The sequence below is a fragment of the Bacteroidia bacterium genome (assembly GCA_033391075.1).
Taxonomy (GTDB): Bacteria; Bacteroidota; Bacteroidia; order J057; family J057; genus JAWPMV01.
On sequence record JAWPMV010000001.1, the window covers coordinates 4,931,995 to 4,955,879 of the forward strand.

Sequence of the window (23,885 nt, forward strand, 5' to 3'; positions counted from 1 at the left end):
GCCAAAAATCAGCTACTTTTTGAATCGATTTTGACATAATAATTCCTTAGAATATCTAAAAAGACGCTATTTCTATCTAATAGGATGCATTTGGCGGGAAATAGAGCCAGGATATTGCGCTTGGGGAAGAAATTCTTCCTGCATATTGCTTCATCTGACATTTTTAGGAGAGAAATGGGAAAAGCTGCTGGCGATGGGGAAAAGGCCCTTAAGGCGGTCTGACTTAGAGCGGCTGGACCTGGGACCTGGCAGCATAAAAAACAAAAGCAGTCATAGCTGAACAAAGCGGAGAACTTCAATTCAGCAGTCAATTCTTTTCCTTATTTATTCTGAGGGGTAAAAAGGAGGAAAGTTTCCCTCCTTTTCTTGAATTCTATGGAATAGATTAAAATCTAATTCCTCTAATTCCTTCCGGCTTCAAAATCTCTATTTCGCTTTGACGTGTATTGAGCAAGCCTTCTGATTTGAATTCAGATAGCACGCGGATGACACACTCTTTTGAGGTGCCAACTATGCTGGCCAAATTATCCCGGGAGAGAGAGATTTTAAATTCCTCCTTGTCTTGTTCCTGGTATTTATCGTAAAGACGCATGAGGGCATCTGCTACACGTTTACGGACGGTATCATAGGCCAGATGAAGAAGTTGTTCCTCCTTTTCGGCCAAATCCCTAGATAGCAATCGAATAAATTTGTGAGAGACATCTCGATTGTTGTACATCAGGGCAAGGAAATCTTCTTTAGGGATGAGGATAACTTCACTTTCTTCCAAAGCCATTGCAGAGTCCACATAGGGTGAATCTTTCAGTAAAGAATTGTAGCCAATAAAATCTCCGGCTTTGTATAAGCCTTCTACATATTCTTTGGCATCTTCATTGGTTTTGTAAGTCTTAATCCGACCGGAATTGATAAAATAGAGATAGTAAGAATTGTGCCCTTCTTCAAAGATCAGGTCCTTGGGTTTATACATTCTTTTCTCCCGATCCTCCGCCAACATATCCAATGCTCCTTTCGCCCGAACCTCGTCTACAAACTGCGTCAGCTCCTCTTCATTTCCTACATTCAGGGAACTGATACTCTCAACCTTTTTCTTCCGCATCTCTATGGCATCCAACAACTCTACATCTTCAAAAGGTTTGGTCAGATAATCATCTGCTCCAAGGTTCATCCCCTTCCGAAAATCAGCTTTTTCGGCTTTAGCAGTTAGAAAAATAAAGGGAATTCCAGCTGTTTTGGGATTTCTACTCAACATATGCAATACTCCATACCCATCTAACTCTGGCATCATGATATCACAAATGATGAGCTCAGGGTCCACCTCACCGGCAAGCTGGACACCTCTTTTTCCATGTTCGGCAGTCATGACTTCGTAGCCTGCCAGTTCCAGGATTTCCGCAGTATTCTCGCGCATATCCGGATTGTCTTCTATCAGGAGGATTTTATTCATTAGCTTTTACCTTACGAGGAAACCTGATGGAGAATTCAGTTCCCTCATTTAATTTACTTTTTGCCTCTATCTCTCCATTCATTAATTCTACATGCCTTTTTACTATGCTTAGTCCTAGACCAGTTCCCTGGATATTGCCGGCATTTTTTGCCCTGAAAAATCGCTCAAACAGATGTTGCATCTCCTCTTCCGGAATTCCCATCCCTCTATCAATCACTTTGAGGAAGAGGCTGTCTTTGGTCAATTTGCTTAGCAATTGTATCTGAGTGTTTTCGGCTGAGTATTTAACTGCATTAGACAGCAAGTTGATCAAAATATTTTGGGTCAGTTTAGGATCAAGTTGGACTTCTTCCTCCAAGCCTTCATGCTGGTATTCTATGATCTGCCCATCCTTCGCCTGGGTTTCGATATCTTCGCAAACTTCCTGCGCAAGGCTCCGGATATCAAATTCCTCGGTTTCCAATTCTACTCTTCCTTCTTCCAATTTACTTAAAGAAAGGAAATCGTTCAGGATGGCTGTCAGGTTCTTTACATTGGATTTTATCCGATTGATATGTTTATCCCTCCGATTAGCATATTCCGTATTCTGATATTTCTCAAGAAGGTTCATGGAGGAAAGGATGGTAGCCAATGGGGTCCTGAACTCATGAGAAGCCATAGAAACAAAGCGCGACTTAAGTTCATTCAACTCTCTTTCTTTTTTCAATGCCTCCTGGGTTTCTGCTTCGCTCAATCTCAGGGCTTCTTCTATAGTCTTTCGTTCCTGTATTTCTTTTTTCAGGCCATTGATTGCCTGAGCCAAAGCACTAGTCCTGGCTTCAACTCGCTGTTCCAATTCTTCTGAATACTTTTTCAGTTCGTTTTCAAATGTCTTCTGTTCAGAAAGGTCATGGACAATACCTGCATAAAAATGCCCGGCATGTGTTTCTACCTTGCTCACCGACAGATAAAAGGGGAATAAACTTCCGTCTTTTCTTTTCCCTTCCACTTCTCGACCTATACCCACAATTTTAGCTCTGCCTGTCTTATGGTAATTGTCCAAATATCCATCGTGGGCAGAATGATGAGGCTCAGGCATCAACATTTTTATATTGCGCCCTATCACTTCTTCCTTATCATAGCCAAACAGAAGGGCTGCTGCAGGATTCATAGATCCTACGATTCCTCTGGGACTGATGGTAATCACTCCGTCAACCGCATTTTCAATCAGGGCAGAAAGGAGGTTTTCATTATCGTCAAGTGAATTTTGGATTTCGCCTTTTTCTGTCTGGTCAACAATATGGGCGATCACATAGGAACCTGCATCAATTTTTATCGGATTCAAGCTAATGTCCAGGGGCATTTCTTTACCCGTGCGGGTCAATCCTTTTAACCGTTTTACCGAATTTTTCTTGCGAGGTCCGGGGGATTGCCAGAAGGAATCTACCTGGGCGCGGTGGCCTCTACGGTACTGTCCGGGTATCAGCTCATCCAGCTTCATGCCCAACATTTCCTGGGGATCATACTCAAATAATTCCCCTGTTCGAGCATTGGCCATAACGATCCGCGAATCCTGATCAGACACCAGTATCCCTTCCAGAGAATGGTCAAAGAGGGCCTTGAGAACAAGGTCAATATCGACACTAATCGCGTTTAAAGGATCTCTTGGATGCTCTGACATATGCTTATCTTTCTTTAGCAATTAAGATAAGGAAGAAGGAATACTATTCCGCCTTTAGTTTTGCTTTTTTTGATCGATTTTTAAGTTTCCGACTATCTGCCTGAAAAACCCATACAGGTACTTTACTCTGAAAGGCCATATCCCAGGTTCTGCTCCCTCCAATAATTCGGTTAAAAATACTCCTATGATGAGTCAGCATGACAATCAGATCGATCTCTTTCAGCTCAACATAAGCATTTAGGCCGGCTACAATATCATCATTGGTAACAATGTCAATACTAATAGGGCTATTTATGAGATCATGTTGATAGGCTTCTTCCAGGATGCTTTTTTTATACACATCCAATTGCTCTCCTTCCCGTTGGATATGTACACAATGCACCTGGGCATCCAGGCTATTTGCCAGGTTTATCACCTTGTCCAATGCGAGGATATCTTCCTCTTCAAGATTGGAAGCATATGCGATTCTTTTAACCGGCGTATAAGCAGCACTCTCTGGAACTACAACTACAGGACTATGGGTATTTTGGATAACTCTTGTAGCAGTTGTACCCAGAATCTTCCTGAGGGCTTTATTCTTTCCCCTCATCCCCATCACGATCAGGTCAGCATCCATAGCATCACTTTCTTCAAGAATTGCATCTACAGGCATCCCTGGTACGGTCTTAGCTGAAATATCCAGAAAATCTCCGTGCTCCAACTGGATGCGCTCTAATAACTTATTGATATGTGTCTCTGCAATTTCTCTAAAAGAATCTCCTAGTTGAGACAATAATTCAACAGGCATTTCGGGATCAGGAATAGGAAGGGAGTATACATGAAAAATCATCAATTTATCCACTTCTTTATTCATCATTTCCAGGGCATATTCTAATGCCTTATGTGAAGCAAGGGAGAAATCGACGGCGACGAGAATTCTTGACATGATATTTATTATTGCTGTTGTTTAAGTAAAACTAGCAGCCAATTGAGCAAAAGGAGATGACCTCTCCAGATTCCAGAAGTGACTTTTGTCATTCTGAAAAAAATGGAGCCAGCCGGGCGGCTGACTCCTTCACATGGCTTCCAAAAAACTGTATCGATCACTTTTTCTCGACTTCCCGCTCATCAGCGGGTAAGGATAAGACGGGACATTCAAGATGATTGATAAGTTTTCCAGATACGCTACCTCTGAATATCTTTTCAAATGGACCTTTCTGGTGATGGACAACACAAAGAAGATCGGCTCTTGAGTTGGTCATATAGTGTTGGACTCCCAATTCTACAGATTGATCGGCTTTGCCGTGAATCTGACAGGGAAGTGCCCAGCATAGTTTTTCAAATTGTCTCATTTTCTCGAGGGTCTCTTCCTGCACTACAAATTCCTTGACGGAGGCAATGTAAAGCAGGTGCAAAGTTGAGCCAAAGTTCTGGAGCAAGCGGATCAGATCCGTAAAAGGTTGCTTTGCATCTTCATTGAAGTCAGAGGCAAAGACCACATCTTTCAGGTAGAAATCTCCGATCGGATGTTTAATGATAAGCACAGGAACATCGACAACATTGCTTACTTTCTGTGCATTGGATCCCAGAAACATCTCCTTTAATCCATCAGCCCCTTCAGAACCCATTACAACCAAATCGATATCAAACTTATCTACCAATTGTTCAGCTCTATCCATCAAATCTCCAGATGAGTATATAGAGTTGATGCGGATACCGGAATGCATATTTCGCTCGATTACCTTATTAAATTGTTCCATCATTGCCTCTTCTTTTTTAAGAAGATTGGGATGACAATCTTTTTCTTCATCGGTAAAAATGTTCCAGTCCGGATGGAGGTGAATACGATGGTACAAATAGATTTGGCCGCTGATTTTTCTTGCAAACTTTATGGCTGCTTGTAAAGCATATTCTGAATGATCACTAAAGTCTGTGGGTACGAGGATATTTTTTATAAGCTTAGACATAATCGAGTGTTTTAAATTTTTTGATACTAAAAGATGGAAGTTTTTCTACCTCATCATGACGAGGTCTAAGGATCATAAGGGGAATATCAAGATTCAGTTCCAGGACTTTTTCACTGACACTTCCCAGGATTAAGTTGCCAAAGAAAGAGTGTCCAAAGGCTCCCATTACCAGGAGATCGGCCTTCAATTCTTTTGCAGCATCATATACATAGTGGCCGGGATTTACGTGCATATTTTCGACCAATTTCAATTCTATACCTTTCTCCCCATAGCCCAGCACATCCAGATAATGAAGAAAGAATTCTTCATGTGTTTCTCGAATTCGTTTCAGGATCAAATCTGGACGACCACCCAGTTGAGCCCTTACCCCTGAAGGCACATCGTATACATGAATCAGGCTCAATTTGACTTTAGCAGGTAGTTTTTCTGTCCAGTCCAGTACCTTTCTTAAGGCATAGGTAGAAGTAGGAGAAAAATCTGTTGCCAGAGCGATGTGGGAAATTCTTTGCTTCTTTTTATGTGGGATAAAGAGAACAGAACCGGGACTCTTTCTCAGATATCTCCTGGCTGAAATTCCGGATCCCTGGCTAGGTATCTTTCGCCCCAGTATGGCCAGATCTATCCCTTTTACTTCAGCCCAGTGCAACAATTGTTCTCCCGTCTTTCCTTCCAGTACATTACAGTCCACTTCAAACTCCCCGGGTTTCAGTTTCAGCTTTACTTCCTCTTCCAGACTTTTTTTCAGCCTTTCATCCAGGGGAGTAGCCTTCATTTCTCCTAATTCATCCATTACAAAACTGGGAAGGTCCAATTCTTTTACCACATGGGTACAATACACTTTTTCCGGTTTTTGGATTCCCGCAAAGACCTTCAAATAATCCAATAAGTATAAATCTGTATTGGAGAGGTCCATACCGAGAAGGATTCTTTTAAATGCATTCATAATATAGAGCTTGTGTTGAAGGTTGATTCATTGATTCTGATAAGTCTCCGATTGAGGTGGTTTTCCATTTCAGCCTCGCAGGATTCATAGTAAAGAACCGTTTGCCCCTCTTCTATTTCATAGCTTATTTCCGCATAGTCGAGGTAGAGAAGGCAAAAACTTTCATCCTTATCCATGGCTCCTACATAAATGAGTTTGTCCTCTATCAATTCGAAAACCAGATATTCCGCAAAACCGGGCTTACAATATTCGCTGATCTTTAGGCGAACCTGGTTCCTATAAATCCATTCTCTTTTTACTTCTATCCACAACATATCCGGCTCACCCAAATCCGTATCTCGATGCTCATTTACCCAAATCCCTTCTATTTTTTCTACATATTCCTCCAGAGCACCTGCAGGTTTTTCTTCAAATCTGAAAGCTGTAAATAACAGTCCACCAAGAAGTAATGCTAAGCCGATATGTAAGGAGGTCTTTTTCATTTTGATCTCTTTTCTCAAACATATAGGAGAGACACTAATTCAAGAATGAGAGAGCGCAGAGGCAGGAGTGACTTTTGTCAACCTCAGAAGAAAGTCCTAACTGTAAATGTGGAGTTGATTACGTTTTAAGCTAAAAAAAGCACTAATACATAGCCTATGATTTGTGCAAGGCTAAGAAGAATGACATTTTTTTTTAACTTATTCATAGCTATGCACTTACACCATTCTTTACTCCTGATCTTCATTTTCTTTGGCAGCTTTAGTTCGATTAAGGCTCAGCCAGAGATTGTAGATAGCCTGAAAAAGGTCCTTGCTGCTGAGCCTGAAGAATCGGTTCGTATGGAAAGTCTGATTCAGCTTGCAGAACAGCTTCAATTTATTGAGCCGGCCAAAGGCATTGAACTTGCGCGAGAGGCAAGAGATATTGCCACAAATAGAAAAGACACTTTTGCACTGGCTGGAGCCTTGTCTCGGATGGGCACCTGTTATGAAATCCTGGGGAACCTGGAGGAGTCAGAAAAAATCAGAAGGCAAGCTCTATCTCTTTATTTGTATTTAGGCAAATCAGTAGATATCGGGAAACAATACACCAATCTGGCTACAATCTTCGACGCCCGAGGAGATCTTGATTCAGCCATATACTTTAATGAAAAAAGTCTGCAATTGTATAGTGATGGGGGTACGGCTATGGATTCAGCAATCGTATTCAATAATCTGGGTATTGTGTATGAACGTCTGGCAAATTATGCCCAGGCCGCGGATATTTATCTATGGGCCTTACGCAGTTTTGAAAAAGCTGGGCATGAATACTACACTTCATTTGCACATGCTAATCTGGGCAATATTTATTTGCTCATGGAAAATGAAAAAAAGGCAAAGTATCATTTTCAGCGATCACTTGTGATTAAGAAAAAGCATGAGGACCGTATAGGCCAGGCCATTGTTTACAACAACATGGCCAAGCTGTACAAATCTGAAACAGAAGTTGACTCTGCAATATTTTTCAACCAAAAATCTTTGGCAATCCGGGAAGAGTTGGGAGATACCCTAGGGATGATTGATGTTTATATAAATCTGGGAGCGATTTATCGCGATAAGGGGCTCCTGGCGAAAGGTATTCCTTATCTGCAGAAAGCCTATGACTTCGCCAGGTTGAAAGAAGTAAAGACCCAGGAGGCCAAAGCTGCTGTCCAATTGGGAAGAGCATACATTGATAGCGGGCAAAGAAAGAAAGCACTTATGCTGCTGGAAAAAGGACTTCTCAATTCCCTTCAGGGAGGAGAGCCAGAAACTCGTTTGTTGGCATATAAATCTTTGGCAAGTCTGTACCAAAAAGAAAGGAACCCGAAAGGATTTGAATTCTATGAAAAGGCTATTGAACTGGATGATAGTTTAAGAAACAATGAGGAAACTCGGAAAATCACCCGTCTGGAAATGCAGTATGAATTTGACAAGGAAAAGGAATTTCTTGAATTAGAGCAACAAAAACAGGAAATCGCCTTCAATGCTGAACTGGACCGCCAAAGATTTCAGAGAAACATAAGTTTGGGAGGAATCATTTCCGGCCTGATAATCCTCCTTTTGCTCTGGAGAAGCTACCGCATCCAAAAGAGAAACAGAAGTTTACTCCAAACCCAGAATATACAGCTCGAAGAGGCTTTGCGAGACAGAGAGAATCTTTTGAAAGAAATCCATCATCGGGTCAAAAACAATCTTCAGGTTGTATCCTCTCTTTTGAGTTTGCAATCGCGTTCGATAGAAGATCCTGTTGCCCTGGGTGCCATAGAAGAAGGGAGGAACCGGGTAAAGGCTATGGGCCTCATTCACCAAAATCTATATCAGGAAGAATATCTGGTAGGGGTGAATTTGCCACAGTACATCGAAAAACTCACGGACAATTTGCTGGATTCTTATAAGCTTCATGAAAGCAAGATTCATATCAGCAGGAAAGTCGAAGAATTATCTATCGATGTAGACACCCTCATTCCTCTGGGGCTTATCCTCAATGAATTGATTTCCAATTCCCTTAAATATGCTTTTGAAGGTCGGAATGAAGGCAACATCCATTTACACATCGGAAAAAGTAAGGAAGGACTTCTGGTAGAAGTTGCCGATGATGGTGTTGGACTACCCAGAGACTTTAATCATGAGGAAAGCAAATCTATGGGCTATAAGTTGATCCGGGCTTTTGTGCAGAAAATGAAAGCGACTTTTGAAGTTATGTCTGATCGGGGTACACAGGTGAAAATTTTTCTTCCAGAAAACAATGCTCAATATCAAGTATCTTAATTTATCCTACCCACACATCTTATGAACCGCATTAAAATACTAGTCGTAGAAGACGATGTTTTTATTGCTCAGGATATCAGCGAACATTTGACAAGTCTTGATTATTGGGTTACTGGGGTAGCTTACCGGGCAGAAGAGGCCTATGAGGAGCTAAAAAAAGAACTTCCAGATTTAGTCCTGCTCGATATTAATTTGGGGAAAGGAGAGGATGGGATATGTATTGCCCGGCACATCCAAAAAGAATATCAAATTCCCTTTATTTTTCTCAGTTCTTATTCAAGTAGTTCAGTATTGGAAAGAGCAAAACCCACCCATCCGCTGGGATATATTGTTAAGCCCTTCAATGAACAGGACCTATATACCAGTATCGAAATCGGTCTGTATAATTATGCCCAACGTTGGCAACCTTCTAATTGGAATCCAGAGACCATCAACCGCAAACTTGTCACCGAATTTACCCCTAAGGAAGTTGAAGTATTGCAGGATATTTTTGAAGGGAAGACCAATCGCCAACTTTCTCAAAAGCACCATATCAGCCTAAATACAGTCAAGACCCATGTAAAACGGATCTATGAAAAGCTGGAAGTTCATGCCCGTTCGGAAGCCATGGCCAAGCTGAGAAACAAATTAGCCCGCTAAGCAGGAAGCTCGCGGGCCATAGAAATTTACCTAAATACTATTCTTTTATCCATTTTCGGTAAAAAGGAAGAAAGCCTTCTTTTTGCAACCGAAATACATAGAAACCAGCGGGTAAAACAGATACATCTTTTTCCCAATTATCAAGCCATTCGGCAGATTCCTCCCAGATGAGTTTTCCATCAAGTCCTATGATCTGCATCAGGTATTTCCTCTTTTCCAAGGATTGATTTCCAATCGATATCAAATGGGAATTTCTGTCATAAGAAAATTCAATTTGATCCAGTTGCAGCTCATTCTCCCTCGCTAAAGGCCAGGCCCTTTCAAAGGTATATATAGCTCCCATTGCTGGCTTTGTCTCTCCATTTACAGTGTCTGCTCCCCAGGCTCCAACCATCACGAAATCTTGACTTATGCTTACTGCTGCACCAAAGAGATCTGAATCAGAACGTTCGGTTCCAGCCAGTTTTGCCTTTTCTGACCATTGTCCATTTCCATCCAACTCAAATACATGGGCAGCACCTGCAGCACTTATAAGGTTGCTTTGATTTCTATCGCAAGCAGCTGTGCCCGCTCCAATAATTGCTGCGCTACCCTCCATATCTATGGAGGAACCAAATGAACCGCTGAAATCCGGATTAGAAGGAAAGACCTTCTGTTTTTCAACCCAGCTATCATTTTCCCATTTAAAAAAGTAGGCAGCTCCATTCGCTCTGCCCAAAGTGGTAGCTAGGTCTGATTCTGCACGCGCAGCTCCTATCACAGCCCATTCACCATCCAAAGCAAGGCCAGAACCAAAAGAATCAAAAAAATCAGAATCAGAAGCTTCAATCCTTTGCAAATCAGCAAGGGTCATTTGTTCAAATTCACTTTCTGTTTCAAAATAAGTTCCGTACGCGATGCCGGTTGCCAAGGAAAGTTGATCGGCATCTTTGGGAGGAGCACCTATCATCAAGGCATAATTATCCAGAGCAACTACCGATCCGAATTCATCTCCATTTGCTCGATCTTCAGCCACCAATTTTACCAGCTGAGTCCAGCTTTGATTTGCAGCTCGTTTAAAAATATAAGCTGCTCCAGCTTCGGGCATGGGGTTGGCTCCATTTTCATCGGTATCATTGCCGGGAGATCCTAAAAGAGCATAGTCGCCGGATAAGGAAAGAGATTTTCCCAGAAAGTCTCCATTGAGTGGATTTAGGCTTTTAAGGGTATCTTCAAGTACCCAAATATCATTGCTTTCTCTCCGATACACATAGGCTTTCCCAGCAGCTCCTGAACTACCCAAAGATTCATTGAAAGCACCAACCAGAGCTAAATCGCCTTCAATATCTACCGAAAAGCCATAATAGCCCAGTCTTTGTCTTTCGGGAGAAACCAGTTTTTGGATTTCCTGCCAATCCCCATTTGCCTGCAGTTTGTAGATATAAGCGGAACCAGCTTCTGAAATGCGAGCACCTCCATTTTCATCATAGTCTGCCCACCAGGCCCCTGTGATCATAAAGGAATCGGATATTGCTACTGAAATCCCCAGATTATCCCCGCCCCATTGATCAGCAGTTCCCAGTTTTTGTCCAAGGGTCCAAAGCTGGGCTGAGAGTTGAAGACTTGTAAGCAGAAATAAAAAAAGTGATAGAATAATTGTTCTCATGTTAGTGAAATGAAAATTTGGAAAATCAGTTAAGAATGAGGATGTGTTTGCTGAGCAGATTTCCCTGGCTCAATCGAATGAGATATGAAGCTGCAGGAAGAGATTCTGGTAATTGGAATTGATGAATAAAGCCTGCGGATAATTGCACACGTTCCTCCTGAATAAGCAGATGCCCTTGCAGGTTATAGACTTCTATCTGTAAAGCTTGATTGGGTGCCAGGGCTTCCCAGCGAATATTGACTTGGTGGTCTGAATTTGGGTTAGGGTAAATGAGAGCTTCGCTTCCCAGGTCAATCCATATCTCTTCGATATGAGAATATTGGAGTGAACCATCCAGATCCACAGATTTCAATCGGTAATAAGAATGTCCGACTAAAGGGCTTCGATCATAGTATTCGTAGGCTCGTTTATCCTGGCTATTACCCTGAGAGCCTATTTCCCCTATCACTTCGAAACTAGTCGCATCCGAGCTTCTTTCTATGAGATAGGCCGCATGATTCAATTCGAAGCCACTCACCCACTCCAGAAGGACCGCATCCTTTTTCAATCGTGCATCAAAGGAGAGAATTTCAACCGGAAAAGCTACGGATTGCAAGGTACTTAGGCTCCAATCTTGTGCATATCCATCATTTAGTCCTCCTCTAAACATTACCGTCAAATCCTGTCCACTAAGGTTTAGTAATACTCTATCATCTGCATAGCCATCTCCAAAGCCTCCTCCAAAAGGGGCACTTGCCTTTAAGCCATTCAGGCTACTTTTGATTGCTTCCTGGCCGAAACCATCTTCTATTCCTGCCTGATAAAGTGTGGAAGTTGAAATCCCTTCAAGCGTTCCCAAAAATCGTCCATCTGTATAACCTGTTCCCTCTCCGCCTTTATAGATCTGTCCACTGAGATCAGCAATGCATATCAGGCACAGAATAAAGGGCAGAGCGAATCGCCTGTATATCAATTGTAAAAATTTCATGGCTATGCTATTGAGGAACAGTTCTTACTCCACGGAAACCAACATCATTGAAATACCCTACATTCCCAATGGTTGCCGAACGACGATCATTGATCTGTAGACTTTCGGGTTCAGAAAACCAGGAACCTCCAAAGAGTCCTCCTCCTTCTCCTGTAATAGGCGGCCAGGTGATCGCATCAGCCTCCCCGGCAGCATCCAGATTGCCATCGCCATGTACTCCTTTATAATTTCTTCCTTGGGGCGTTCCTATCGTCACAGCCATTTCAGCGAGATTGCCACTCATTTCCATGATCCCATAAAAGGTAGCTCCTACATCTTCCCGATTAGGGAATTGAGCACTGGCAGCAAATATGCCACTTCGGTAGGGGCCATCTTCGAAGATTGCAGAATGTATCCAATTGGCATTCCCAACTCCACTCACATGATTTACCAGAAGTTCATTTTCACTTCCTTTATTCAACAAATCATAGGTAAAACCGGTCTCTATTATATCCACGCTTCCCCAGGCATATCCATTTGGAATGACAGCTCCTGGTCCTCTACAAGCCTTGACAAACTCCAATTCCGACATAGGGCGTAAACCCGACCAATCCAAATAAGCCAATGTCTCTCCCCATAGGGGAAAACTCATGGGCACATAAGGATTGGAAGTATACGCTCCTCCGGTTCCTTCCCATTCAATATTATTTCTATCTATCGGATTAGGCCCACGATGATCAAGATCTGTAATATCATTATTGGTTTGCTGAGCAGGTGTAAGGCTATTGAAGAATTGAATCCACTGTATTTGCGTAACCTCATACTTCATACAGTAAAATCCCTGGAAACCTTTCGGGAATTGAGCAGGAATAGGACCCTGTTGGTCACCAGCATCATGATCTACCGGAGAATTATAATAAAGATTCCCATTAGTTATACCTACTTGTATGGCAGCTTCAGAAGTTATCAGATAGGGATTTGAGAAATTTAAAGGACCACTTCGTTCAAAGATCTTTCCGACTTCCATTCCATTTCCCCCGCCCAATCTAAAATTACCTTGCGGTACATACACCATTTCAATCCCCATGACCTGCACCTCAACGATGTCATTATCATTTACACCATCCACCCCATAGTTCCACCTAAGCAGGAGATTGTTCCAATCATTGTTTCCACTTCCATCCACATCCCGATACAGAAATGCACCAACTCCATCATCTGTATGTTTGATAATAGAACCCGGAACAGGCTTATGCCCATCCTGGACTGCATCCCCTGTCAGGTAATTCAAAGTTGCATGTTGCCAATCCCCACTTCCTATACGGAACTTGACAAAGATCCAGGCCGCATCCCAGTTTGCAGGTCCTACATTGACTCGCCAGGAATTGTCCCAGCTGAGGTCAAATTTGATCAGGGTATAATCCTGGCCAGGGTTTTGGCCAGTTAGTTCAATGTTCTCGATCTGGAGATTATTGCCAAGAAGCATTCCCGGCAGAAAGAGTAAAAAGAAAATAAGGAAGCTATTTCCCGTTTTGGTATCCGTTTTCATAAGCTAAGGGTTTAATATTTGTGTTTGTTCGGTACAAATAGCAATCCTCTGTTTTTTGAAACGTCACCCTATCGGGGGATTTTGGAGGGCAGGGATGAAGAATTGCCCAAGAATGTTCGACTGCTCCCTGCAAATACCTTTCGTTTCCCTGCATTTATTTGTCATAAGCCTGATAAAAGCGGATCATCCCTCTTGAACTGCGTTAAGAGAGAGTATTCATATACATCAAAATCTAATTACTATGAAACTTCTTAAACTCGGATTTTCTCTATTCCTCCTCCTATCCCTTTCAGCCGGTTTTAGTCCGACATTTGGGCAGGGAAGTGTGACTTTACCTCCGGGAGCCAGCCAACAAAGTTCTGTTACGCAACATTTGGGACTTGTGTCTGTAACGATTGACTATAGCAGCCCGGGAGTAAATGGGAGAGAAGACAAAATCTGGGGACAATTGGTTCCTTATGGATTGAATAATCTGGGATTTGGACCTTCAACCGCAGCTCCCTGGAGAGCAGGAGCCAATCAAAATACTGTTATTACCTTTAGCCATGATGTAAAAATTGGTGGAAAAGACCTGGCTGCCGGGACCTATGGATTGCATGTAATTGCAGAAGAATCTGGCGACTGGACCTGGATTTTTTCAAATAATTCTGAATCCTGGGGGAGTTTCTATTATGAAGAAGGAGAAGATGCACTTAGGGTAAAGGCAAGTCCTAAAGAAAATGATTTTACTGAATGGCTCACCTATGAATTTACAGATAGAGGTACTGCTAGTACGACTGTAGAACTCCAATGGGAAAAGAAAAGCTTGCCAATGAAGATAGAGGTTCCCAATATGACCGATCTTTACTTGGCCAATATGCGCAATGAGTTACGCTCAACCGCCGGTTTCTCCTGGCAAGGATTTAACTCAGCTGCCAATTACTGCCTGAACAATAATACCAATCTGGAAGAAGCACTTGCATGGATCGAACAAGGAATCTCAGCTCCTTTCATTGGCCAGGCAAATTTCCAGACCCTACAGACAAAGTCTCTTTTGCTTTATGCACTCCACAAAGACGAAGAAGCCAAGAAAACTATGTTGGCAGCTCTGGACCATGATGCCCAGCCTTTCACAAAATATCAGTTTGGCTCCGCACTGATCCAACAAAATAAGAATCAGGAAGCTTATGAGTTCTTCAAGAAGGTTTATGATCAAGACCCTGATGCCTGGATCTCCCATGCGGGAATGGGTGCTGGTTTGAGAGTAACTGGACAAAAGGAAAAAGCCATGAAACACTATAAAAAAGCCCTTGAGGGTGCTCCGGCACAGTGGAAGGCTGCTTTGGAAGCAAGAATCAAGGCCATGAATGAAGAAGAAGGCTCTAAATAACGTACTAACAAGATATCTCCTTCTTTTTATATAAGACGTGGTGCGAATCCCATTCGCATCACGCTTATTTTCATATAAAAGTTCTATCTTTCTATATCATCTATGCCGAAAACCAGTCTTTTCATAGGTAAACAAAAGCTCTTCTGGATCAATCTGGCTGTCTGGGTAATACTGACCTTGCTGGCCTTATTGAAACAGGTCTACTATATGATGCGGGCTGGCAATGAATTTATGTGGGGGGATGAAATTTTGTGGACAAGCATGGATTATTTGAGCATGTGGATCCTTTCCTTTGCCATCTATGCCCTCTTCCTCCGTACTCACCGGATGGAGTTGAAACCCTTTTTAAGCATCCATCTGCCCCTCAGTATCCTCTTTGGTCTGGTAAATCTCGCACTTTCCCTTTTACTTACCATGGGGATCTCGCGTTTGATACGTGAGCCCAAAATGGCCTTCGGAGAAGCATTCATCCATAATATGCAGCAGTTCCTGAGTTTTTCCCTCAATGGACTGATTGTTTACTGGCTGGTTATGATTGGATTATTTGCCCTGAATTTTTATGCTCGCTATAAAAATCAGACCATCCTTTCTTTAGAATTGGAATCCCGCCTCAACCAATCGCAGTTGCAAACCCTCAAAATGCAGCTCCAACCCCATTTCCTTTTTAATGCCCTTAATACCATATCGATGATGGTTCGCAGTGAAAAAGGGCCCAAAGCTGTTCAGATGATTTCAGGTCTGAGTGATTTGCTGAGGGAAAGTCTGGCCCGAGAAGGAGAGCAATTTGTTGCCTTTGAAGAAGAGGTCAAACTTTTGAAGAAATATCTGGAGATAGAAGAAGTTCGATTTCAGGATCGACTCAGTGTCCATTTTGAAATTGATCCGGCAAGTAAAGAACTTGCTTTTCCCTCTCTCCTGCTACAACCCATCCTGGAAAATGCTTTTAAACATGGGATCGCACAAAGCCTGGAGGATGCAGTGCTTCGAGTAAAAAGCGAGGTCATGAAACAGGAACTGCATGTTTGGATTGACAATAGCGGCCCAACTCTTCCTGAAGACTGGGAGATGAATGAGCAAAAAGGAATAGGCCTGAGCAATACCTGTACGCGCTTGAAACAACTCTATGGGGAAGACTTTTCCTTCTCGGTCTTTAATTTGTCTTTGAGTGGTGTATCTACCCACCTGGTCATCCCTGCTCGTCCGATCTCTTCACCCTCAAGTAAAAGCCTATGAGTTCCATTCGAACCCTCATAGTAGATGATGAATCAGAGGCTCGGGAAGGTCTGGAACTCCTTTTGAGTAGAGATGAAGAAGTGGATTTGATCGCCAAGTGTAAAAATGGTCTGGAGGCCATTCAACAAATCAATCAACTCCGTCCTGATCTGGTTTTTCTAGATATACAGATGCCTCAGATCAATGGCTTTGAGGTATTGAGTAGTTTGCCCAAAGATCGAATGCCGAAAGTGGTTTTTGTAACTGCCTATGATCAATATGCAGTTCAGGCCTTTCAGATTCATGCCATAGATTATCTGCTGAAGCCCTTTACGGACGAACGCTTTTACGATTGCCTGAAACATGCCAAGGAAAGGCTTCACCAGGAGAGTACTTCTACGATTGATGAAAACTATCACGCCTTACTTGATGGATATAGAGAAAAACAGTCGGGTGAAAAAGATCAGATGATCCTAAGCTCTTTGGGCTCCGCCGATAAAAGAATGCTTATCAAGTCTGGAGGAAAAATTCATTTCATCGACTTCGCAGAAATTAGATGGATAGAGGCCTTTGACTATTATGTAAAAGTGCATACGGCAGATCGATTCTTTCTGGTAAGGGAAAGTATGAAGAAAATGGAAGTCAAACTTTCGCCCCACAACTTTATCCGCATCCATAAGTCCAGCATCATCAATCTCGAATTCATCAAGGAATTGGAACCCTATTTCAATGGCGAATACTATGTAAAGCTAAAAGAAGGGGAAAAACTGAAGCTCAGCAGGACTTATAAGAAGAATCTTTTGGGGAGATTGGGGATGTGAATTAGCAGTTCCAAAACAAAATCTGTTTCATCTCGAGGATTGAATGGCGAGAAGGCTCATGCGTGCCGAGTAAGCTTGCCTTCCGATATACTCACATACTACATGATCTCTCAGCACTCAATCCCTCGCGCCTCCAAGCTTCGAGATGACAGATGTATATTATTGCTAGAGGTCCCGGCTCTATCATTTAGGCCGGGATGACAAAGGTTTTGTAAAAACAAAGGGGCAGATAATCATCTGCCCCTATATATTTTATATACAATTGATGCTTATTTTTTCTCTCCGCTCCAGCGTCCTTGCATAGCTCTCATGTCCATAAAGGAATATCCTTCCAGGCTCATTTTCACATCCGCTTTTTCATCTACATTCGTTACTACCATATCCACTTCCGTTCCGTTTTCATCTACCGACTTCACCTGCATGACAAATCCATTCATTGCCATTTGGTAGTCTTTGGTCTGAGTTGCCCCTCTTTGCTGACTGAGTGTTTTGAAGTAATTGAACATATTGAAGCTCTCATACTTGATTTCATCCGTAACCCAGTATTCTCCAGAGCCATCCTCTGCCTCATATACATATTTCACGCAGGGATAACCCGCGATATTCTTGGTCTCACTGGTTTTGGTGATTTTAAAATTTGGAGCATCTCCTTCCTGTTCATTGGCCTGCTTATCCATTTCCTTGATCACCTGATCCTCAATATGCTGGAAATTGAACAACATGGCCGATTTTTCTTCAGGGATCATCATGAGGTAATAACTCTTTTCCACATCCAGTACAGAATTGAATTCCTGCATTTCGTCTTTTTTCTTGCCTTCTGCCTGCTTCATGATCATACCGATATGATTATTCTCAGTTGAATACAACTGTGTCATATCCATAGGCTCTTTGGAATCAGTAGAATTTACTTTCCAGTCCACTTGAAAATTGAAGGAATAGGACTCATCCAAATCTTCAGGTTTTTCTGTACTCATCCCCCCAATATCACCCATGTCAAAAATAGATCTTCTCTTCTTCTTGGATTTATCTTTTCCATTTTTGGCTTCGTCCTCTGCAATACGCTCATCTATCTTTTCTTCGATTTTATCAGCCGCTTTTTTAGCCAGCCTATCTTCCAGTTTGCGTTTGAGCCTGTTGATTTGCGCCGAAGCATCAAACTGAACAAAAAGGAAGATTCCCAGGAGTAATAATACTTTTTTCATCTTTTTTATGTGTTGATAAGGTGTTGTAATAATGGTTTTAAGTATACGCTCATTTCCTTGCTAGTTTAAAAACTAACAGGTATTCGATCGAAAGAAAAACACAAGGATTCCAGCCCAAATAAGCTGGTTTAATAGGAAGGCGCAATAAATTCTAAACGCAAAATACGAGCAAAAATTTCATAATCCAAAAGTCCGGACCCTGGTTATTGCTCTGAGAAATGCCAGATAATGCTTTCGATCAATCATGTAAAATAAGGACTGCGAAAGCAGGATAAGGGTTGAAATAAATCCTAAAAAAATCAAAACCCACAAGCAAAAAAGTCGTAAAAATTAATACATCGGTTTTTGATGCATCAGAATTTTATATATATTTGATCAAAAGGCATAAATATGTATTCCAAAGAATTGGTAAAAGGAACGATCAAACCCATTATCCTGAAGATGCTTTCAGAGAAAGGAAGGATGTATGGCTATGAGATTGTTCAGGCAGTAAAGGCCCTTTCCCAGGGCAAAATCCATATCAAGGAGGGTTCACTCTATCCCATCCTGCATGCACTCAAGAAAGAGGGGGTTCTCGTAACAGAATCTCGGGAAGTAGGCGGAAGAACACGGAAATATTATTCCATTTCCCAGAAGGGGACTCCACAGGTAGAAGCCAGTCTGAATGAATTATCAGATTTCGTCCAAACCCTCCAACTCATCCTCAATCCTAAAGTTGCCTGATATGCATAATCTAAAAGACTACGAAATAGCCCACATGCGAGACTACCTGATCCAGCATGGACTGTCTTATGAAGAAGTTCAGGACGATATACTGGATCATTTATGTTGCGAGGTAGAGGATTTATTGAAAGAAGGCAAGGCCTTTGAAGAAGCTTTTGAAGAAGCCAAGGAGGACTTTAGCCCCCAGGAAATCGCAACTATACAATCGGATACCCTTTATTATCTCACCATAAAAAGAACCCGTATTATGATTAAAGGTATTTTTATTTCGGCTTATCTGGCCCTGGCCTTATTTGCCTTCAGTTTCGGCTTTGACTTCTTGTTTGGAGTCGCCCTTAATGATCCCCCTTTGGGAAATTTACTCTCTGGTCTCTTTAAATTTATGGGTGTATCAATTTTCAGCTTCGCTTTCTTGCCGCTCTTTGTCCTCTATGGATACAAGCGTTTTATGAAGCAAGTGGCTGTCTGATCCCCTCACTTTAATTTCAAGTTACTCGGCAATTGCCAAAAGCCGGAAAGCCTATGCTTTCCCGGCTTTTTTCTTTTCGCTAATTTGAGATATGCGTGAATTATCGGACAAGGAGATTATCAAATCCTGGGAGCTAAATGCCCGTCCCTGGAATCAAGCAATTGAAAATAAAAGTATTGAGAGCCGAACTCTCCTTACCAATCAGGCAATTATAGATGCCATTTTAGATCAGGAACCGAAGAATTTCTGGGACTTGGGCTGTGGGGAAGGGTGGCTGAGCCGGGAAATCGCAAAAAAAGGAATCGCAACCTTGGGCACGGATGTAGTCCCGGATTTATTGGAGATTGCCCGAAAAAAAGATCATAGAGGAAGCTATACACTTCTGGCCTATGAAGAATTGGAGCATTTCAGCACTCCAGATGTTTTTGACCTCATCTGCTGTAATTTTTCTTTGATAGGTAAAGAATCGGTCGAGCATCTATTTGTTCATATAGCAAGCTTTCTCGCTCCCCGAGGGAAATTTATTATACAGACCCTGCATCCCAAAACTTCCTGTGGAGAAGAGGAATATGAGGATGGCTGGCGAAAGGGTTCCTGGGCCGGATTTTCAGAGGATTTTTGCAGAGCTGCTCCCTGGTATTTCCGGACGATCGATTCATGGAAGCAGCTTTACCTAGAAAATGGGTTTAGCTTAATTGATATTCGAGAACCTATCCATCCCAAGACGAACTTGCCAGCTTCCATTATTTTTATTGGGGAAAAAAGCTAATCGCAAACAAGTCCTGTCAAACATCAATCCTGTCATTCCGAGCCCCATCGAGGAACCTCATTCCTCTGCCACCTCCTTTTCTGGATCATTAATGGGTTGGGGAATGCCGTAGGCCCTTCGCAAGCTTAGGCTGACACGCGATGTGAGGCTTTATTATTCAATATATCCTGTCATCCCGGAAGCTATTAGCTATCCGGGACCTCTAGCAAACATGATATAGCCAGAGATCCCGCCTCTTGAAGTAAGGCCGGGATGACAGCCTACTGCCAGCCCTCCTAGCAAGTCCTCCTACTTTTTTTTAAATTCCCGAATAATCCAAATAGATCAGCATGAAAAAAGTTGTTGTCATAGACGGATGCCGTACGCCTTTTCTGCGTTCGGGGACCGATTATATGGACCTATTGAGTTACCAACTCGGGGGCTTCGCTATCAAAGGACTACTCACAAAGACAGGAATTGAACCTGATAAAGTAGATAAGGTCATCATGGGAAATGTCATTTCCAATGTCAAGACTCCCAATGTGGCCCGAGAAGCTGCACTCACTGCAGGCATTCCCAATACCACTCCCTGCCGAACCGTATCACAAGCCTGTATTTCTGCGAATCGGGCCATCTCTGATGGTGTGATGGAAATCATGACAGGTCAGGCAGATATCGTCATTGCAGGTGGGATCGACCATACTTCGGATACACCGATCCAGTTCCCCCGAAAAATGCGTAAAAAGCTATTCAAGGCCCAACGCATCAAAACCCTGGGCGACAACCTGAAATTTCTCACTTCTCTTAGGTTTTCAGATTTTGTACCCGAAAGGCCTCAGGTGGCAGAGTACACCACCAATCGAGTCATGGGACAGGATTGTGATATCATGGCAGCCCGATTTAAGGTGAGTCGAGAAGAACAGGACGAATTTGCCGTTCGCTCTCATCAATTGGCTGCCAAAGCCCATGAGGACGGACACCTGCCTGAAGAAATGGTTGAAGTACAACTGCCCCCGAAATTCAAAGCCATTGATCGCGACAATGGGATCAGGGGAAATAGTACAATTGAAAAAGTAGCCAGACTCCGACCTGCTTTCGATAAGAAGTTTGGTACCCTGACTGCTGCAAATTCCTCTTTCCTAACCGATGGAGCTGCGGCCTGCTTATTGATGTCTGAGGAAAAGGCCAAAGAACTGGGATTTACTCCCAAAGCCGAAGTAGTAGATTTCGTATTTACCGGTCAGAGCCTGGATGACGAACTTTTGCTTGGCCCTACCTATGCAGTCTCCGAATTGTTGAAGCGAAACAAAATGAAGTTCGAGGATTTTGATGTCATCGAATTTCATGAAGCTTTTGCCGGCCAGATTCTTTCCAATATAAGAGCCTTGGCGGATGACGAATTTGCCAAAGAGCATCTGGATAGGGAAGAAGCTGTGGGAGAAGTTCCTATGGAGAAATTTAATCTCTGGGGTGGCTCTCTCTCGATCGGCCATCCTTTCGGAGCAACCGGTGCACGCCTTGTTACTACTACTTCTAATAGATTGCAAAAAGAAGGAGGAACCTATGGGCTCTTAGCGGCATGTGCTGCGGGTGCTCACGGCCACGCCATGATCCTCAAACGCATCTAGTCCTTGCTTTAATCAGAACCACATGAAATTTGAAGATTTTATCAGCATAGAGATTCAAGATGAAGTTGCCATCATATGGCTGGATCATCAATTGGAAAGTATGAACATCGTCTCTCCCGAGGTCATACAGATATTTGGACAACTACAAGGAAAACTCGAAGCTCTGGATGGAGTTAAAGCTCACGTTTTGATCAGTCGCAAGTCGGATTTTGTTGCCGGAGCCGACATCAAATCTTTCTCTATTGAGAAAGAAGGAGACTTCCGTCCCTTCCAGGCAGAAGGACATAAATCGCTGGACTGGATCGAGAACTATCATAAGCCTACTATAGCAGCTATCAATGGTGCCTGCCTGGGATTGGGTCTGGAAATGGCACTCGCTAGTCATGCCCGTATAGCCAGTCGTTCTTCTCGCACCAAATTGGGCGTACCTGAGGTTCAGTTAGGGATATTGCCTGGAGGAGGAGGAACCCAAAGATTGCCTAGATTAATTGGGATTCAGAAAGGGCTGGATATGGCGCTTACGGGGAAAAATATTGATCCCTATCGCGCCAGGAAGTGGGGATTGGTAGATGAACTAACAGATGAGGGTAAGCTCCTGCAAGCGGCTATAAAGATGGCGAAGCGTTACGCAAAAAAGCCCATCGAACGCAAGTCCAGACTTTCATTCACCGAAAAAATCCTCGAAAGCTCACTAGGGAGAGGCATTCTTTTTAGTCAGGCTAAAAAGATGGCACTCAAACAATCTCAGGGGAATTATCCTGCTATACCCGCTATTATCGATTGTGTAGAAACCGGCTATAAAAAAGGCCTCAAAGCCGGCTATGAAAAAGAGTTGGAACACTTTGAGCGCTTAATGCTGACTCCGGAAAGTGCAGCCTTACGCTCGCTATTTTTCCTCACTACCGACAACAAAAAGAATCCTTATCAGGGAGCACGGGAAGTCGATACCCTGGCCATGATAGGAGCGGGATTTATGGGAGCAGGTATCGCAGAAATTACCGTTAAAAACGGAATCAATGTTCTCCTCAAAGACATCAAGCAGGAAATGATCAATGATGCCTTTAAGCAAATCTGGAAAGGCATCAAAAAACGAGTCAAATTCAAATCTATCAGCAAGAATGAGGGAGAAATTCAAATGAATCGCCTGAGCGGTCAGTTGACCTATGAGAATTTCGAACATGCAGATATTGTGATAGAAGCTGTATTGGAAAAGATGTCTCTGAAGAAAATTATCATCGATGATATTCAGAAGCATGGCAAAGAAGAAGTCATCATTGCTACCAATACCTCTTCTCTTTCTGTAGTAGAAATGGCTTCACATGCCAAAAAGCCGGAAAACGTCATCGGCATGCATTATTTCTCTCCGGTTCCCAAAATGCCTTTGCTGGAGATTGTGAAGACAGATAAAACGGCGGAAGATGTACTGGCCACTTGTTATGCGATAGGTTTGAAGCAAGGAAAAACCTGTATAGTCGTCAATGACGGTCCTTTATTCTATGTCAATCGGATTCTGGCTCCCTATACCAATGAATGTTTGTTGATGCTGGAAGAAGGAATAGCCATAGAAGATGTGGATAGAGCACTCAAAAAGAAAGGATTCCCGGTAGGACCTATTACAGTTTTAGATCAGGTAGGATTGGATATTGCAGCTCATGTCACGGAAAGCTCCAGAGCATTCATCCAAGATCGACCCGGCTTCGAAATATCTGAATCTGTTATCAAAATGGTGGCAGATGGCAGATTGGGTCGCAAGAATAAACAGGGCTTTTTCAAATACAATGAAAAGGGCAAGAAGCAGGGAGTTGATCCGGCAGCATATGCCTACTTCAAAGGCAATGGAAAACAAAGCCTGGATCGAAAAGAGGTTCAGGATAGAGCTTTGATGCTTATGCTCAATGAAGCTGTGCTTTGTTTGGAAGAAGGCATTATATCCGAACCAAAAGATGGAGATTTAGGAGCCGTTTTCGGTATTGGTTTCCCTCCTTTCACCGGAGGGCCGTTTAGAGCGATGGATCATTGGGGAATAAAAGAAGTGGTAGATACTATGAAATCACTTGAAGCCAAATACGGAGCACGTTTTAGTCCTGCGAAAACTTTGGTGGAGATGGCCGAGAAGGGAAGCTCGTTTCATGGGTAGGGCTTAATCAAATGAGTTGTCATCCCGAGCGAA

General features: G+C 42.7%; 20 protein-coding genes. 10 read left to right on the plus strand and 10 right to left on the minus strand.

Features of this window, described 5'->3' with window-relative positions:
• Positions 1-385 precede the first annotated feature (385 nt).
• The 6 genes from R8P61_19605 to R8P61_19630 all read right to left on the minus strand — a co-directional run bounded on the left by R8P61_19605 (position 386) and on the right by R8P61_19630 (position 6,475).
• Positions 386-1,444, minus strand: coding sequence for a response regulator (locus tag R8P61_19605; protein MDW3649284.1), 1,059 nt, complete (start codon positions 1,442-1,444; stop codon positions 386-388).
• Positions 1,437-3,104 (minus strand): PAS domain S-box protein, encoded by a 1,668-nt coding sequence (locus R8P61_19610; GenBank protein MDW3649285.1) that lies wholly within the window; start codon positions 3,102-3,104, stop codon positions 1,437-1,439. The genes R8P61_19605 and R8P61_19610 overlap by 8 nt, the downstream gene beginning before the upstream one ends.
• Positions 3,105-3,147: 43 nt before the next feature.
• On the minus strand, positions 3,148-4,029 hold the full coding sequence (locus tag R8P61_19615; protein MDW3649286.1) for a universal stress protein: 882 nt from the start codon (positions 4,027-4,029) through the stop codon (positions 3,148-3,150).
• Between the two features lie 157 nt (positions 4,030-4,186).
• Positions 4,187-5,050, minus strand: coding sequence for a universal stress protein (locus R8P61_19620; GenBank protein MDW3649287.1), 864 nt, complete (start codon positions 5,048-5,050; stop codon positions 4,187-4,189).
• Positions 5,043-5,993 (minus strand): universal stress protein, encoded by a 951-nt coding sequence (locus tag R8P61_19625; GenBank protein ID MDW3649288.1) that lies wholly within the window; start codon positions 5,991-5,993, stop codon positions 5,043-5,045. The genes R8P61_19620 and R8P61_19625 overlap by 8 nt, the downstream gene beginning before the upstream one ends.
• The gene (locus R8P61_19630; GenBank protein ID MDW3649289.1) at positions 5,990-6,475 is read right to left on the minus strand and encodes a hypothetical protein; all 486 of its coding nucleotides are present in this window, start codon (positions 6,473-6,475) and stop codon (positions 5,990-5,992) included. The genes R8P61_19625 and R8P61_19630 overlap by 4 nt, the downstream gene beginning before the upstream one ends.
• A gap of 210 nt (positions 6,476-6,685) precedes the next feature.
• On the opposite strand from R8P61_19630, the gene R8P61_19635 reads away from it, so the two are divergent.
• Both R8P61_19635 and R8P61_19640 read left to right on the plus strand, forming a co-directional pair.
• Entirely contained in the window at positions 6,686-8,764 is a 2,079-nt protein-coding gene (locus R8P61_19635) for a tetratricopeptide repeat protein (GenBank protein MDW3649290.1), read from the plus strand.
• 21 nt (positions 8,765-8,785) lie between these two features.
• Positions 8,786-9,403, plus strand: coding sequence for a response regulator transcription factor (locus R8P61_19640; GenBank protein ID MDW3649291.1), 618 nt, complete (start codon positions 8,786-8,788; stop codon positions 9,401-9,403).
• A gap of 37 nt (positions 9,404-9,440) precedes the next feature.
• Here R8P61_19640 and R8P61_19645 read toward each other — a convergent pair whose 3' ends face one another.
• From R8P61_19645 to R8P61_19655, 3 genes are read right to left on the minus strand one after another with little or no spacing between them, the layout of a single operon-like run.
• Entirely contained in the window at positions 9,441-11,048 is a 1,608-nt protein-coding gene (locus R8P61_19645) for a hypothetical protein (protein ID MDW3649292.1), read from the minus strand.
• A 25-nt stretch (positions 11,049-11,073) separates the two neighbouring features.
• A complete protein-coding gene (locus R8P61_19650) occupies positions 11,074-12,015 on the minus strand; it encodes a T9SS type A sorting domain-containing protein (protein MDW3649293.1) in 942 nt (313 codons plus the stop codon).
• A 7-nt stretch (positions 12,016-12,022) separates the two neighbouring features.
• The gene (locus R8P61_19655; protein ID MDW3649294.1) at positions 12,023-13,543 is read right to left on the minus strand and encodes a hypothetical protein; all 1,521 of its coding nucleotides are present in this window, start codon (positions 13,541-13,543) and stop codon (positions 12,023-12,025) included.
• A gap of 241 nt (positions 13,544-13,784) precedes the next feature.
• Between R8P61_19655 and R8P61_19660 the strand changes: the two genes are divergently transcribed.
• From R8P61_19660 to R8P61_19670, 3 genes are all read left to right on the plus strand, one after another.
• On the plus strand, positions 13,785-14,912 hold the full coding sequence (locus R8P61_19660) for a DUF2911 domain-containing protein (protein ID MDW3649295.1): 1,128 nt from the start codon (positions 13,785-13,787) through the stop codon (positions 14,910-14,912).
• 102 nt (positions 14,913-15,014) lie between these two features.
• Positions 15,015-16,145 carry a histidine kinase gene (locus R8P61_19665; GenBank protein MDW3649296.1) on the plus strand — a complete coding sequence of 377 codons (1,131 nt, stop codon included), beginning with the start codon at positions 15,015-15,017 and terminating at the stop codon, positions 16,143-16,145.
• Entirely contained in the window at positions 16,142-16,945 is an 804-nt protein-coding gene (locus R8P61_19670) for a LytTR family DNA-binding domain-containing protein (GenBank protein MDW3649297.1), read from the plus strand. The genes R8P61_19665 and R8P61_19670 overlap by 4 nt, the downstream gene beginning before the upstream one ends.
• Before the next feature lie 269 nt (positions 16,946-17,214).
• On the opposite strand, the gene R8P61_19675 is transcribed toward R8P61_19670, so the two are convergent.
• On the minus strand, positions 17,215-18,147 hold the full coding sequence (locus R8P61_19675) for a DUF4412 domain-containing protein (GenBank protein MDW3649298.1): 933 nt from the start codon (positions 18,145-18,147) through the stop codon (positions 17,215-17,217).
• 390 nt (positions 18,148-18,537) lie between these two features.
• On the opposite strand from R8P61_19675, the gene R8P61_19680 reads away from it, so the two are divergent.
• The 5 genes from R8P61_19680 (at position 18,538) to R8P61_19700 (ending at position 23,852) form a co-directional block, all read left to right on the plus strand.
• Entirely contained in the window at positions 18,538-18,870 is a 333-nt protein-coding gene (locus tag R8P61_19680; protein ID MDW3649299.1) for a PadR family transcriptional regulator, read from the plus strand.
• A 1-nt stretch (position 18,871) separates the two neighbouring features.
• On the plus strand, positions 18,872-19,339 hold the full coding sequence (locus tag R8P61_19685) for a hypothetical protein (protein ID MDW3649300.1): 468 nt from the start codon (positions 18,872-18,874) through the stop codon (positions 19,337-19,339).
• Positions 19,340-19,430: 91 nt separating this feature from the next.
• The gene (locus R8P61_19690; protein ID MDW3649301.1) at positions 19,431-20,108 is read left to right on the plus strand and encodes a class I SAM-dependent methyltransferase; all 678 of its coding nucleotides are present in this window, start codon (positions 19,431-19,433) and stop codon (positions 20,106-20,108) included.
• 329 nt (positions 20,109-20,437) lie between these two features.
• Positions 20,438-21,715: an acetyl-CoA C-acyltransferase gene (locus R8P61_19695; protein MDW3649302.1), complete on the plus strand. Its 1,278-nt coding sequence runs from the start codon at positions 20,438-20,440 to the stop codon at positions 21,713-21,715.
• Between the two features lie 22 nt (positions 21,716-21,737).
• Positions 21,738-23,852: a 3-hydroxyacyl-CoA dehydrogenase NAD-binding domain-containing protein gene (locus R8P61_19700; protein ID MDW3649303.1), complete on the plus strand. Its 2,115-nt coding sequence runs from the start codon at positions 21,738-21,740 to the stop codon at positions 23,850-23,852.
• The last annotated feature ends 33 nt before the right edge of the window (positions 23,853-23,885 follow it).

What these genes read in the sequence shown, in the direction of transcription:
- R8P61_19605 (MDW3649284.1), bottom strand. Translation starts at nt 1,444, where the DNA reads ATGAATAAAATCCTCCTGATAGAAGACAATCCGGATATGCGCGAGAAT.
- R8P61_19610 (MDW3649285.1), bottom strand. Translation starts at nt 3,104, where the DNA reads ATGTCAGAGCATCCAAGAGATCCTTTAAACGCGATTAGTGTCGATATT.
- R8P61_19615 (MDW3649286.1), bottom strand. Translation starts at nt 4,029, where the DNA reads ATGTCAAGAATTCTCGTCGCCGTCGATTTCTCCCTTGCTTCACATAAG.
- R8P61_19620 (MDW3649287.1), bottom strand. Translation starts at nt 5,050, where the DNA reads ATGTCTAAGCTTATAAAAAATATCCTCGTACCCACAGACTTTAGTGAT.
- R8P61_19625 (MDW3649288.1), bottom strand. Translation starts at nt 5,993, where the DNA reads ATGAATGCATTTAAAAGAATCCTTCTCGGTATGGACCTCTCCAATACA.
- R8P61_19630 (MDW3649289.1), bottom strand. Translation starts at nt 6,475, where the DNA reads ATGAAAAAGACCTCCTTACATATCGGCTTAGCATTACTTCTTGGTGGA.
- R8P61_19635 (MDW3649290.1), top strand. Translation starts at nt 6,686, where the DNA reads ATGCACTTACACCATTCTTTACTCCTGATCTTCATTTTCTTTGGCAGC.
- R8P61_19640 (MDW3649291.1), top strand. Translation starts at nt 8,786, where the DNA reads ATGAACCGCATTAAAATACTAGTCGTAGAAGACGATGTTTTTATTGCT.
- R8P61_19645 (MDW3649292.1), bottom strand. Translation starts at nt 11,048, where the DNA reads ATGAGAACAATTATTCTATCACTTTTTTTATTTCTGCTTACAAGTCTT.
- R8P61_19650 (MDW3649293.1), bottom strand. Translation starts at nt 12,015, where the DNA reads ATGAAATTTTTACAATTGATATACAGGCGATTCGCTCTGCCCTTTATT.
- R8P61_19655 (MDW3649294.1), bottom strand. Translation starts at nt 13,543, where the DNA reads ATGAAAACGGATACCAAAACGGGAAATAGCTTCCTTATTTTCTTTTTA.
- R8P61_19660 (MDW3649295.1), top strand. Translation starts at nt 13,785, where the DNA reads ATGAAACTTCTTAAACTCGGATTTTCTCTATTCCTCCTCCTATCCCTT.
- R8P61_19665 (MDW3649296.1), top strand. Translation starts at nt 15,015, where the DNA reads ATGCCGAAAACCAGTCTTTTCATAGGTAAACAAAAGCTCTTCTGGATC.
- R8P61_19670 (MDW3649297.1), top strand. Translation starts at nt 16,142, where the DNA reads ATGAGTTCCATTCGAACCCTCATAGTAGATGATGAATCAGAGGCTCGG.
- R8P61_19675 (MDW3649298.1), bottom strand. Translation starts at nt 18,147, where the DNA reads ATGAAAAAAGTATTATTACTCCTGGGAATCTTCCTTTTTGTTCAGTTT.
- R8P61_19680 (MDW3649299.1), top strand. Translation starts at nt 18,538, where the DNA reads ATGTATTCCAAAGAATTGGTAAAAGGAACGATCAAACCCATTATCCTG.
- R8P61_19685 (MDW3649300.1), top strand. Translation starts at nt 18,872, where the DNA reads ATGCATAATCTAAAAGACTACGAAATAGCCCACATGCGAGACTACCTG.
- R8P61_19690 (MDW3649301.1), top strand. Translation starts at nt 19,431, where the DNA reads ATGCGTGAATTATCGGACAAGGAGATTATCAAATCCTGGGAGCTAAAT.
- R8P61_19695 (MDW3649302.1), top strand. Translation starts at nt 20,438, where the DNA reads ATGAAAAAAGTTGTTGTCATAGACGGATGCCGTACGCCTTTTCTGCGT.
- R8P61_19700 (MDW3649303.1), top strand. Translation starts at nt 21,738, where the DNA reads ATGAAATTTGAAGATTTTATCAGCATAGAGATTCAAGATGAAGTTGCC.